This window comes from Phaeovulum sp., from assembly GCF_030684035.1.
Classification (GTDB): domain Bacteria; phylum Pseudomonadota; class Alphaproteobacteria; order Rhodobacterales; family Rhodobacteraceae; genus UBA6213.
The window spans coordinates 42,996-55,059 of record NZ_JAUXPI010000023.1; the positions used below are offsets into that span (position 1 = coordinate 42,996).

The window sequence follows — 12,064 nt, forward strand, 5'->3', positions numbered from 1 at the left end:
CTCGCTGCCGGTTATCCGGCTTAGCCTTCTTGCGCCGGACCCGCCGGCCTGCCTCGTCGCCCTGCCGTTTGCGCTTTGCTCAGCGCATTTCCTCGGCGGGGGTCACACCCAGAATAGCAAGACCTGCGGAAATAACAACGCCCGCGGCCCGTGCCAGGGCGATTTTCGCCTGCGAGGTTGCGGCGTCGGCCTGCAGGAAGCGCAAGCTCGGCTCGTCATTGCCACGGTTCCACAAGGAATGCAGATCCGATGCCAACTCATAAAGGTAAAATGCGATCCGGTGCGGCTCGTGGCCCCTGGCGGCAATCTCGACCAGTCGCGGCCATTCCGCGATGCGCTTGGCAAGCGCAAGCTCGGCCTCGTGCGACAGCCCGGAAAGGTCCACCCCGGCAAGTGCTGCATCGGTGACCTCGATCCCCGCCTCCGCAGCCTTGCGCAACACCGACCGCACCCGCGCATGGGCATATTGCACATAAAACACCGGATTGTCCTTCGACTGTTCCAGCACCCGCGCAAAGTCGAAATCCAGCGCCGCGTCGTTCTTGCGTGTCAGCATCACGAAGCGGGTTACATCGGCCCCCGCCTGTTCGACCACATCACGCAGCGTCACGAATGTGCCCGCGCGCTTGCTCATCTTGAACGGCTCGCCGTTCTTCCAGAGCTTCACCAACTGGATAAGCTTGATGTCGAGCGGCACACGCCCCCCCGAAAGAGCCGAAACCGCCGCCTTCATCCGCTTCACATAGCCGCCGTGATCCGCCCCGAGCACGTCGATCAACTGGTCAAAGCCACGCTGGATCTTGTCGTAATGGTAGGCGATGTCGGGGGCAAAATAGGTCCATGACCCATCCGATTTCTGCACCGGCCGGTCCTGATCGTCGCCATGCGCGGTCGAGCGGAACAAGGTCTGCACCCGCGGTTCCCAATCCTCGGGGGTCTTGCCCTTCGGCGGCTCCAGCGTGCCCTCGTAGATCAGCCCCTGCGCGCGCAGCGCGGCAATCGCCGCCTCGATCTTGCCGGTGCCGTAAAGCGCCTTTTCGCTGGAGAAAACGTCCATATGCACATTAAGCAGTGCCAGATCGGCGCGGATCATCGCCATCATCGCTTCGGTGGCAAAGGCGCGCAGATCGGCAAGCCAGACCGCCTCCGGCTGGTCGATCAGCCGGGTGCCGTATTTTGCCTTCAGCGCCTCGCCGACGGGAATGAGGTAATCGCCGGGGTAGAGCCCCTCGCGGATTTCCGGCTCGAGGCCATTGGCCTCGCGGTAGCGCTCATAGGCCGAGCGCGCCAGCACATCAACCTGCGCGCCGCCATCGTTGATGTAGTATTCGCGCGTCACCGCATAACCCGCGAAATCCAGAAGTGCCGCAAGCGCATCGCCGAAGACCGCGCCGCGCACATGGCCCACATGCATCGGCCCGGTGGGGTTGGCGGAAACGAATTCGACATTGACCCGCGCCCCGGCCCCAAGCGCCGAGCGCCCGAAATCCGGCCCCTTGGCAAGCGCCGCCTTGACCACCTCGCGCCAGGCCCCCGGCACCAGCCGCAGGTTCAGGAACCCCGGCCCCGCCACTTCGGCCAGCGCGATGCGCCGATCGCGCCCGAGCCTCGCGGCCAGATCGTCGGCCAGAACACGCGGATTGACCCCGGCAGGCTTGGCCAGAACCATCGCCGCATTGGTTGCCATGTCGCCATGCGCCGGATCGCGCGGCGGCTCCACCGCCACCGCCTCCATCGCCAGCCCGGCAGGCAAGGCCCCTGCCGCCTGCATCTCTTCCAGCGCGCCAATGACAGCGGCGCGGATCTCGGCAAAAAGGTTCATGTCGCATCCCCTTCGTTGGCCACGGTCCTGCCAGAGCGCCCGCGCGGCGTCAATGCCAAGGCCCCCTGATGCGGGGGCCAGCCCCCGCACCCCCGGGATATTTCCCTGAAGCAGTCTTGCCGATTGCTTCAGCAAAATATCCCGGGGTGCGGGGCAGCGCCCCGCCCGCGCCTGCGCAATTGACCTTTGGCGGCATTTGCTCTAGGTCACTCTGGCCGCGACCGGCGGCACTGCCCGGGACGCCCGGATTTCGCGTCCCCCTTCACACCATGCGGTCCGATGCCGCATTCAAGGACGCTGATGACCAAATTTTCCGACCTGAAACTGGACCCTGTGGTCCTTTCCGCCATTGCCGATGCCGGCTATGAAACCCCGACCCCGATCCAGGCTGGCGCGATTCCGCATGCGCTCGAAGGCCGCGACGTGCTCGGCATTGCCCAGACCGGCACCGGCAAGACCGCGAGCTTCGTGCTGCCGATGATCACGCTCCTCGGCCGTGGCCGGGCGCGGGCGCGGATGCCGCGCTCTCTGGTGCTGTGCCCGACGCGCGAGCTTGCGGCGCAGGTGGCGGAGAACTTCGATACCTATGCGAAATACACCAAGCTGACCAAGGCGCTGCTGATCGGCGGGGTTTCCTTTGGCGAGCAGGACAAGCTTATCGACCGGGGTGTCGATGTGCTGATCGCCACGCCGGGCCGTCTTCTGGACCATTTCGAGCGCGGCAAGCTGTTGCTCACCGGCGTGTCGATCATGGTGGTGGACGAGGCCGACAGGATGCTCGACATGGGTTTCATTCCCGATATCGAGCGCATCTTCCAGCTTACCCCGGCGGCCACCCGGCAGACGCTGTTCTTTTCAGCCACCATGGCGCCCGAGATCGAGCGCATCACCAAGGCTTTCCTGAAAAACCCCGCGCGCATCGAAGTGGCGCGCCAGGCGACGGCTTCGGAAACCATCGAGCAGCGGCTTTACGCGATCCAGCCGACGCGGCGCGACCAGTCGGCCAAGCAAAAGCGCGAGGTGCTGCGCGCGCTGATCCGTTCGGAGGGTGCCGCCTGCACCAACGCGATCATCTTCTGCAACCGCAAGACCGAAGTGGACGTGCTGGCCAAGTCACTGAAACAGCATGGCTTCAACGCGGCACCGATTCACGGCGATCTGGACCAGAGCACCCGCACCCGCACGCTGGACGGGTTCCGCGATGGCACGGTGCAATTCCTGATCGCCTCGGATGTGGCAGCGCGCGGGCTCGACATTCCGGCGGTGAGCCATATTTTCAACTTCGACGTGCCGAGCCATGCGGAAGACTACATTCACCGGATCGGCCGCACCGGCCGCGCCGGGCTGAAAGGCAAGGCCTTCTCGATTGCCACCCCGGCCGACGAAAAATACCTCGGCGCGATCACCGCGCTCATCAAGATGCCGATCCCGGCGGGCGAATTGCCCGAAGGCTTCGCCTTTTCGGAGGCCTCGCAGCAGCCGCCGCGCGCGCGCGATGAAAAACCCGCGCGCGGTGGCAGCCCGCGCAGCCGCAGCGGTTCTTCGCGCGGCCGCGGCGAGCGCGACGAGCGGCGGAGCGAGAAACCCGCGCCGCAAGCGGCAATGCCGGAAGCAGAGGCTGCTCCGGTGGCCGAAGCCGTTGCCGAGGCCCCGGCGGCCGCGCGCGATGATCGCCGCCCCCGCAGTGAGCCGCGCGAGCGCAACGAATCGCGCGAGCGCCAGGAACCGCGCGAACGCAGCGATGCCCGCCCGCCGCGCAGCGAGCCGCGCGAGCGGCGCGAAGGTGGCGGCGCGCCGGTGCGCGGTCTTGGCGACCATGTGCCCGATTTCATCCTGCGCTCGTTCCGGACCACGGCGCAAACCGCAAAGTCCGCTGACCCCGAAAGCAGCGACGACGACGACAAAAGCGGGGCCTGACCGCTGATCGGCAAGAACCGGAACGCCCGCAGCAAGCAACTGCGGGCGCTTTCGTTTGGGAAATCCGTCGGTTCAGTCGGCCAGAAGCCGCGACACCACCAGTGTCACCTCGGGCTTCTTGCCGATCTCTTCCATCGTCACCTGGCGCACGATCCGGCGGATTGCCTCGTCAAGCTTTTCGTCGGACGCGATCACCTTGGCATCGGCACGTTCCAGAAACTCGGCAAGTTCCGCCTCGATCTGCGCATCAAGCGCCGCGCCCGAGCGGCCCTGCGCCGCCAGCCCCATCAGCTCCACCCAGGCGTCGCCAAGCGGCAGGTCGTCTTCGTCCACGATCACCGTGACCAGCACATGCCCGCCCATCGCCATCCGCAGCCGGTCGCGCACCACGCCATCCATCGCGCCGATCAACACCGAGCCGTCAAGGTAGCTGCGCCCGGCCTCGATGAATTCCACCACTTCGGGAAAGTTGCCGGTAAGGTCGAGCATGGTGCCATTGGTCGCGACCTCTGACGCAATGCCCTTGGCGCTGGCGATCTTGGCATGTTCGCGCATGTGCCGGTGTTCGCCATGCATGGGAATGAGAATCTGCGGGCGCACAAGGTCGTGCACTGCCTCCAGATCGGGGCGATTGGCGTGGCCGGAAACGTGGTAGAGGCCGCCGCGGTCATCGACCACCTCGACCCCGATTTCCGAATAGGCGTTCATGATGCGGATCACGCCGCGTTCGTTGCCGGGAATGGTCTTCGAGGAAAACAGGAAGGTGTCGCCCTCCTTCATTTCAAGCCCCAGGTACTTGCCGCGCGAAAGCTGCGCCGAGGCGGCGCGTCGCTCGCCCTGGCTGCCGGTGACGATCAGCATCAGCCGGTTGCGGGCAACCTTTTGCGCCTCTTCGGGTTGCAGAATGGCGGGAAACCCGACCAGCACCCCGGTTTCGATCGCCGCCGCGGTCATCCGCTTCATCGCGCGGCCGAGCAGGCAGACCTGCCGCCCGGCAGCGGTAGCCGCCTCGGCAAGGGTCTTCAGCCGCGCCACGTTCGAGGCAAAGGTGGTCGCCACCACCATGCCGGTCTGGGCCGCGATGAACTCGGTCAGCGGCACCGCCAGCGACGCCTCCGAGCGGCCCGGATGCGGGCTGAAGACGTTGGTCGAATCGCAGGTGAGCACCTTGACGCCCGCGCCCTCCTGCGCGATCTCGTGCCAGACCTGCGGATCAAAGGCCTCGCCCACCACCGGGCTGCCATCAAGCTTGAAGTCGCCGGTATGGACGATGCGGCCCGCAGGCGTGTCGATCACCAGCGCCGAGCTTTCCGGAATCGAATGGCTCACCGGCACGAACTGCACCCGAAACGGCCCCGCCTCGACCACCTCGGGGCGCGGCAGGTGGATGTGCAGCGCCTCGGTCGGCAGCCCTGCTTCCTCGAACTTCAGTTCGGCCAGCCGCCCGGTGAACTTGCGCAGATGCACCGGCGCCTTGAGGCGCGGCCAGTAATGCGCCAGCGCGCCAAGGTGGTCCTCGTGCCCGTGGGTGATGAAGATCGCCTCAAGCCGCGCCGCATTGGCCTCGAGCCAGCCGATATCGGGCAGGATGAGGTCGATGCCGGGCGAGGTATCCATGTCGGGAAAGGTCACCCCAAGATCGACCAGAATCAGCCGCTCCGCCCCTTCGGGACCATAGCCGTAAACATAGGCGTTCATCCCGATCTCGCCGGCACCGCCAAGCGGAAGGTAGATCAACCGGTTCTTCTTCATGCCGCGTGGGCCTCCTTGTTGAACCGATGGATCAGCACCAGCCCGTGCATCGTCAGATCATCTTCGACCGCCTCGAAGAGATCGAAGCCAGCATCGAACAGCGCCGCCAGACCGCCGGTGGCGATCACCCGCATCGGGCGGGCGCGCTCGCTCCTTATCTGGCGCACGATGCCTTCCACAAGCCCGATATAGCCAAAGTAGATGCCCGACTGGATACAGGCGACGGTATTGGTGCCGATCACCTGCGTCGGGTGCGAGATATCGACATGCGGCAGCGCCGCCGCCGCCATGTGCAGCGCCTCAAGGCTGAGGTTGACGCCGGGCGCAATGACGCCGCCGATATAGGCACCATCAAGATCGATTACGTCAAAGGTGGTGGCGGTGCCGAAATCGACCACGATCAGGTCGCCACCGAAGCGGTCGAATCCGGCCACCGTGTTCACCAGCCGGTCAGGCCCGACCGTGGTGCCCTGATCGACGCGCGGGGCAACCGGCAGCGCGCAATCGGGTTTGCCCACCACCAGCGGGCGGCAGCCGAAATAGCGATCACAGAGCACCCGCAGGTTGAACACCACGCGCGGCACGGTCGAGGAAATGATCGCGGCGTTGATCCGCGCCTCGATATTCGTCAGGGCCATCAGCGACGAGAGCCAGACGAAATATTCATCAGCCGTGCGCCGGTGGTCGGTGGCAATCCGCCAGGTTGCCAGAAAGCGCGTGCCATCCCAGACCGAAAACACGGTGTTGGTGTTGCCGAAGTCGATGCAGAGCAGCATGCGAGCCTCCCTCGGCTTTCAGAAAAACACTTCCGCGGCGGCAATCGCCACCCGGCCTTCAGCGGTCCGCAGCACCATGGCACCGCGCGCATCGATGGTATCAAAGGTGCCGGTGCGGGTCTCGGTGCCGGTGCGGGCGGTCACTTCCTGCCCAAGCCGCGCCGCCCGCGCCAGCCAGGCGGTGCGGATCGGCGCAAAACCCCAGGTCTCGAACTGTGCTTGCCAGCGGGCGAAGGCGGCGGCGAGATAGGTCAGGAATTCTTCGGGCAAAAGCCGCGCGCCGGTTTCGGGGGCAAGCGCCACCGGCGGCACCGCGCCCGGCTCCAGCGTGCCCGCATCGGGCACTGCCACCAGATTGACCCCGATGCCGATCAGCAACTGGCCGATGCCCTGCCCGGCACCGTGGCTTTCAAGCAATATGCCCGCCACCTTGCCGCCATTCAGCAGCACATCATTGGGCCATTTGATCGCCAGCCGCGCCTGCGGCCCGGCCACTGTCGCCAGCGCCTCGTGCAGCGCCAGCGCCGCGACAAAGGAATAGAGTGCGGCCTCGGCAGGCCCGCGACCGGGGCGCAGGCTGAGCGTCGCCGCGAAATTGCCCGGCGGGTCGCGCCAGTCGCGGCCACGCCGCCCGCGCCCGGCGGTTTGCCTGTGTGCCATCACCCAGGTCGGGGCAGCGCCTTCGGCCAGCTTCGCGGCAGCCGTCATCGTGCTCTCGACCGCGTCGAGAACGTGGCGCGCCACGCCCTCGGGCCATGTCACCCCATTACTGCACAAGCGCCTGCGCCGCCGCCAGCGCCGGTGCCTCAAGCCCGAAGAGGTTGGCGATACCCACCACCATCACCAGCGCCGAGCCCATCAGCAACAACCATTGCGGCGCGGGCATTCGAGTATCCAGCGCTTCGCCTTCCGTGCCGAAATACATCAGGTAAACGATCCGGATGTAGTAATAGGCCCCGATCACCGAGGCGATGACCCCCAGCACGGCCAGCCACGCCATGCCCGCGTTGACCGCCGCCGACAGCACTGCGAACTTGGCGAAAAAGCCCAGCATCGGCGGCACCCCGGCCAGCGAGAACATCAGCACCAGCACCGCCAGCGCCTTCAGCGGCGCGCGTTTGGCATAAAGGTTGAGCGCAGCAATATCGGTCACCGGCGCGCCATCGCGCTCCATCGACAGGATGAAGGCAAAGGTGCCGACGTTCATCGTCACATAGATCGCCATGTAGAGCAGCATTGCCTGCACGCCCTGCACCCCGCCCGAAGCAAGCCCGACCAGCGCGAAACCCATATGCCCGATCGAGGAATAGGCCATCAGCCGCTTGATGTTCTTCTGCCCGATCGCGGCGACCGCACCGAGGAACATCGAGGTCACCGCAAGAAGCGCCACAATCTGCGTCCAGTCGCCGACCACATTGCCGAAAGCGTCATAGACCAGCCGCGCAAACAGGGTCATCGCCGCCACCTTGGGGGCGGTGGCGAAGAAGGCGGTCACCGGCGTCGGCGAGCCTTCGTAAACGTCGGGTGCCCACATGTGGAACGGCACCGCCGAAACCTTGAAGGCAAGCCCGGTGACCAGAAACACCAGCCCGAAAAGCAGGCCGAGGCTCAGATGCCCTTCCTGCGCCACGCTCAGGATACCGGCAAACGAGGTGGTGCCCGCAAAGCCGTAAACCAGCGAGGCACCGTAAAGCAGGATGCCCGAGGAAAGCGCCCCCAGAACAAAGTATTTCAGCCCCGCCTCGGTTGATTTCGCGCTGTCGCGGCGCATCGCGGCCATGACGTACAGCGAGAGCGATTGCAGCTCCAGCCCCATGTAAAGCGCCATCAGGTCGCCCGCCGAGATCATCATCATCATGCCGACCACGGCCAGCAGCACAAGGATCGGGTATTCGAAGCGCATCAGGCCACGCCGCGCCAGATAATCGGCGCTCATCGCCAGCACCGCCGCGGCGGCAAGCAATGCTATCACCTTGGCAAAGCGCGCATAGCCATCGTCAATGAACATGCCGCCAAAGGCGCTGCGCGCTGGCCCGCCGCCAAGCCCGATCACCGCCGCCGCGCTCAGCAACATCGCCACGCTCAGCCACAGGATCAGCCCGGCGCGCGCATCCTTGCCGGTCCACACGCCCGCCAGAAGCGCTGCCATGGCAAAGACCAGCAGCGCGAACTCGGGCAGAATGGTGGAGAAATCAGCGTAGGTCATTCAATTTCCCCTTCAGTGGACTGCAACCGCCGCGACGGTCGCGGGCAGGCTGGCGTGGTAGTCGGTGACCAGGGCGGTTACGGACGGCCCGATGATATCGGTCACAAGGCTCGGGTAAACGCCAAGCAAAAGCGTCATTGCCACCAGTGGCGCGAAGATCAGCTTTTCGCGCAGGCCCATGTCGGTGATCGACTTCAGGCTTTCCTTGATCAGATCACCCAACACAACCCGGCGGTAAAGCCAAAGCGCATAGGACGCGCTCAGCACCACCCCGGTGGTGGCGACCGCCGCAACCCAGGTGTTCACCTGGAAGATCCCGACCAGCGTCAGAAACTCGCCGACAAAGCCCGAGGTTCCCGGCAGGCCGACATTGGCAAGCGTGAAGAACATGAAGATCAGCGCATAGGTCGGCATCCGGTTGACGATGCCGCCATAGGCCTCGATCTCGCGGGTGTGCATGCGGTCATAGATCACCCCGACACAGAGGAAGAGCGCGCCAGCGATAAAGCCGTGGCTCAGCATCTGGAAGATCGCGCCATCAACACCCTGCTGGTTGAAGGCGAATATCCCCATCGTCACAAAGCCCATATGCGCGACCGACGAATAGGCGATCAGCTTTTTCATGTCCGATTGCGCCAGCGCCACCAGCGAGGTGTAGACAATGGCGATGGCCGAGAGCCAGAGCACCAGCGGGGCCATCACCTCGGCCCCTTGCGGGAACATCGGCAGGCTGAAGCGCAACAGCCCGTAACCGCCCATTTTCAACAGCACCGAGGCCAGCACCACCGAGCCCGCCGTGGGGGCCTGAACATGCGCGTCGGGCAGCCAGGTATGCACCGGCCACATCGGCAGCTTCACCGCGAAACTGGCGAAGAAGGCGAGGAACAGGAGCGTCTGCATGCCGCCCACCACCTGCACCCCAAAGAGGCCGAAACTGTCGGAGGCGAATTCGTGGTCGAGCAGTTGCACGATATCGGTGGTGCCTGCGTCGAAATACATGAAGATCATCGCCACCAGCATCAGCACCGAGCCGAGGAAGGTGTAGAGGAAGAACTTGAAGGCGGCGTAGATGCGTTCCTTGCCGCCCCAGATGCCGATGATCAGGAACATCGGGATCAGGCCCGCCTCGAAGAAGAGGTAAAAGAGCACGAGATCAAGCGCCACGAACACGCCGATCATCAGTGCTTCGAGCACCAGCATCGCAACCATGTATTCCTTGACCCTGGTCTCGACGCCCCAGCAGGCACCGATGGTCAGCGGCATCAGGAACGTGGTCAAAAGCACGAACAGCACCGATATCCCGTCAACCCCGAGCTTGTAGTGCAGCCCCATGATCCAGCGGCGGTCTTCGACGAACTGAAAGCCGGTGTTGGCGGGGTCGAACCCGGTCAGCAGGAACAGCGACACAAGGAAGGTTGCACCGGTGGTGGCCAATGCCACCCATTTTGCCTGGCGCTGCGCGGCGGCGTCGCTGCCGCGCAGGAACACGGCCAGCACCAGCGCCGCCACCAGCGGCAGGAAGGTGATGATGGAAAGCAGGTTTTCCATTAATGTGCCCCTCCGGCAAGCACGGCCCAGAACATCAGCACCGCAATGCCGATGACCATGGCGAAGGCGTAGTGGAACAGGTAGCCCGACTGCATCCGCCCCGCGAGCCGCGTCAGCCTTGGGATCAGGCCAAGTGCGATGCCGTTGATCAGCCCGTCAATCACCGCGCCGTCGCCGCGCTTCCACAAGAAGCGGCCGATGGCCTTGGCGGGATTGACAAAGAGCCAGTCGTAGATCTCGTCGAAATACCATTTGTTGAGCAGGAAGCGGTAAAGCACGGGCTGCAACTCGGCCAGCTTGCGCGGCGTCGCCGGGGCGGCGATGTAGAACACCCATGCGGTTGCTAGGCCCAAAAGCATCGCGATGAAGGGCGAAACCTTCACCCAGTTCGGCGCGTGGTGGGCATCGTCGATCACCGTATTGTCGGGCGCAAAATAGACCGCACCGACCGGGGCCACGCCTGCGGCATGCGCATCGGCTGCGGGTGCCGCGGCCTCGGCCACGACCTCGTGCCCGGCGATGCCGAAAAACGCGGTCATCTTGGCGTGATCGCCAAAGAAGCTGCCGTACCAGAGCATCCCGGCGAAAACCGACCCCAGCGCCAGCACACCCAGCGGCACGGTCATCGTCCAGGGGCTTTCGTGGGCATGGTCATGCGCATGGGTGTCGCCTCGCGGCTTGCCCCAGAAGGTGAGGAACATCAGCCGCCAGGAATAGAACGAGGTGAAACAGGCGGCGATGACCAGCGACCAGAAGGCGAAGCCGTTGCCGCTGGCAAAGGCGCTTTCGATGATCGCGTCTTTCGAGAGGAACCCGGCAAAGCCGATCGTGGTCAGCGGGATGCCGACCCCGGTAATGGCCAGCGTGCCGATCAGCATTGCCCAGAAGGTCAGCGGAATCTTTTTGCGCAAGCCGCCGTAGTTGCGCATGTCCTGTTCGTGGTGCATCGCGGTGATTACCGAGCCTGCGCCAAGAAACAGCATCGCCTTGAAGAAGGCATGCGTCAGCAGATGGAACATGGCAACCGGATAGGCCCCCACCCCTGCCGCCACGAACATGTAGCCAAGCTGCGAGCAGGTCGAATAGGCGATGACCCGCTTGATGTCGTTCTGCACCAGGCCCACGGTCGCCGCGAAAAACGCCGTGGCGGAGCCGACATAGACCACCATCATCTTGGCGTCGGGCGCGAATTCAAAGAGCGGCGACATCCGCACCACCAGAAACACCCCGGCGGTGACCATCGTTGCGGCGTGGATCAGCGCCGAAACCGGGGTCGGGCCCTCCATCGCGTCGGGCAGCCAGGTATGCAGGAACAATTGCGCCGATTTGCCCATCGCGCCGATGAACAAGAGCACGCCGATCAGGTTCGCCGCGTTCCAATGCGTCCAGAGGAAGCCAAGCTCGGTTTCCGCCAGAACCGGGGCGGCGGCAAAGATCTTGTCGAGATCGATCGAGCCGACCAGAAAGAACAGCGCCATGATGCCCAGCGCAAAGCCGAAGTCGCCAACCCGGTTGACTACGAAAGCCTTGATCGCCGCGGCATTGGCCGAGGGTTTCTTGTAATAGAAACCGATCAGCAGATACGAGGCGACCCCCACCCCTTCCCAGCCGAAGAACATCTGGATCAGGTTGTCGGCGGTCACCAGCGCCAGCATCGCGAAGGTGAAGAACGAAAGATAGGCAAAGAACCGCGCCTTGTAGCGCTGATCTTCGTTCCAGTTCACGTCATGCGCCATGTAGCCCCAGGAATAGAGATGCACGAGCGCCGAAACCGTGGTCACCACGATCAGCATGATCGCGGTCAGTCTGTCGAGCCGGATCGACCAGGCGGTATCGAGGCTGCCCGACTGGATGAAATTCATGATGTGGATATGCGTCGTCACCCCGTCGTGGGTCAGAAACACCACCCAGGAAAGCGCGAAGGAAAGGAACAAGAGCCCGGTGGTCAGCACCATTGCGCCGGTCTCGCCAATCACCCGCCAGCCGAAGCCACCGATGATTGCCCCCACCAGCGGAGCAAAGAGAATGATCTGTTCCATCTGC

Annotated in this window: 8 protein-coding genes; 1 reads left to right on the plus strand and 7 read right to left on the minus strand. The window is 64.4% G+C overall.

The window, feature by feature from the left end:
* Nucleotides 1-79: 79 nt before the first annotated feature.
* Nucleotides 80-1,822 (minus strand): arginine--tRNA ligase, encoded by a 1,743-nt coding sequence (gene argS, locus Q8J98_RS06255; RefSeq protein ID WP_305293612.1) that lies wholly within the window; start codon nt 1,820-1,822, stop codon nt 80-82.
* 300 nt (nt 1,823-2,122) lie between these two features.
* Here argS and Q8J98_RS06260 point away from each other — a divergent pair, with 300 nt between their 5' ends.
* The gene (locus tag Q8J98_RS06260) at nt 2,123-3,739 is read left to right on the plus strand and encodes a DEAD/DEAH box helicase (RefSeq protein WP_305293613.1); all 1,617 of its coding nucleotides are present in this window, start codon (nt 2,123-2,125) and stop codon (nt 3,737-3,739) included.
* A gap of 72 nt (nt 3,740-3,811) precedes the next feature.
* On the opposite strand, the gene Q8J98_RS06265 is transcribed toward Q8J98_RS06260, so the two are convergent.
* From Q8J98_RS06265 to nuoL, 6 genes are read right to left on the minus strand one after another with little or no spacing between them, the layout of a single operon-like run.
* Nucleotides 3,812-5,491 (minus strand): ribonuclease J, encoded by a 1,680-nt coding sequence (locus Q8J98_RS06265; RefSeq protein ID WP_305293614.1) that lies wholly within the window; start codon nt 5,489-5,491, stop codon nt 3,812-3,814.
* Entirely contained in the window at nt 5,488-6,267 is a 780-nt protein-coding gene (locus Q8J98_RS06270) for a type III pantothenate kinase (RefSeq protein ID WP_305293615.1), read from the minus strand. The genes Q8J98_RS06265 and Q8J98_RS06270 overlap by 4 nt, the downstream gene beginning before the upstream one ends.
* 18 nt (nt 6,268-6,285) lie before the next feature.
* Nucleotides 6,286-7,029, minus strand: a complete 744-nt coding sequence (locus Q8J98_RS06275; protein ID WP_305293616.1) for a biotin--[acetyl-CoA-carboxylase] ligase — start codon at nt 7,027-7,029, stop codon at nt 6,286-6,288.
* 4 nt (nt 7,030-7,033) lie between these two features.
* Entirely contained in the window at nt 7,034-8,473 is a 1,440-nt protein-coding gene (nuoN, locus tag Q8J98_RS06280) for an NADH-quinone oxidoreductase subunit NuoN (protein ID WP_305293617.1), read from the minus strand.
* A gap of 12 nt (nt 8,474-8,485) precedes the next feature.
* Nucleotides 8,486-10,021 carry an NADH-quinone oxidoreductase subunit M gene (locus Q8J98_RS06285; RefSeq protein WP_305293618.1) on the minus strand — a complete coding sequence of 512 codons (1,536 nt, stop codon included), beginning with the start codon at nt 10,019-10,021 and terminating at the stop codon, nt 8,486-8,488.
* Nucleotides 10,021-12,060, minus strand: coding sequence for an NADH-quinone oxidoreductase subunit L (nuoL, locus tag Q8J98_RS06290; RefSeq protein ID WP_305185286.1), 2,040 nt, complete (start codon nt 12,058-12,060; stop codon nt 10,021-10,023). The genes Q8J98_RS06285 and nuoL overlap by 1 nt, the downstream gene beginning before the upstream one ends.
* Nucleotides 12,061-12,064 lie beyond the last annotated feature (4 nt).

Coding starts and splice junctions, on each gene's coding strand:
- argS (WP_305293612.1), bottom strand. CDS start 1,822: ATGAACCTTTTTGCCGAGATCCGCGCCGCTGTCATTGGCGCGCTGGAA.
- Q8J98_RS06260 (WP_305293613.1), top strand. CDS start 2,123: ATGACCAAATTTTCCGACCTGAAACTGGACCCTGTGGTCCTTTCCGCC.
- Q8J98_RS06265 (WP_305293614.1), bottom strand. CDS start 5,491: ATGAAGAAGAACCGGTTGATCTACCTTCCGCTTGGCGGTGCCGGCGAG.
- Q8J98_RS06270 (WP_305293615.1), bottom strand. CDS start 6,267: ATGCTGCTCTGCATCGACTTCGGCAACACCAACACCGTGTTTTCGGTC.
- nuoN (WP_305293617.1), bottom strand. CDS start 8,473: ATGACCTACGCTGATTTCTCCACCATTCTGCCCGAGTTCGCGCTGCTG.
- Q8J98_RS06285 (WP_305293618.1), bottom strand. CDS start 10,021: ATGGAAAACCTGCTTTCCATCATCACCTTCCTGCCGCTGGTGGCGGCG.
- nuoL (WP_305185286.1), bottom strand. CDS start 12,060: ATGGAACAGATCATTCTCTTTGCTCCGCTGGTGGGGGCAATCATCGGT.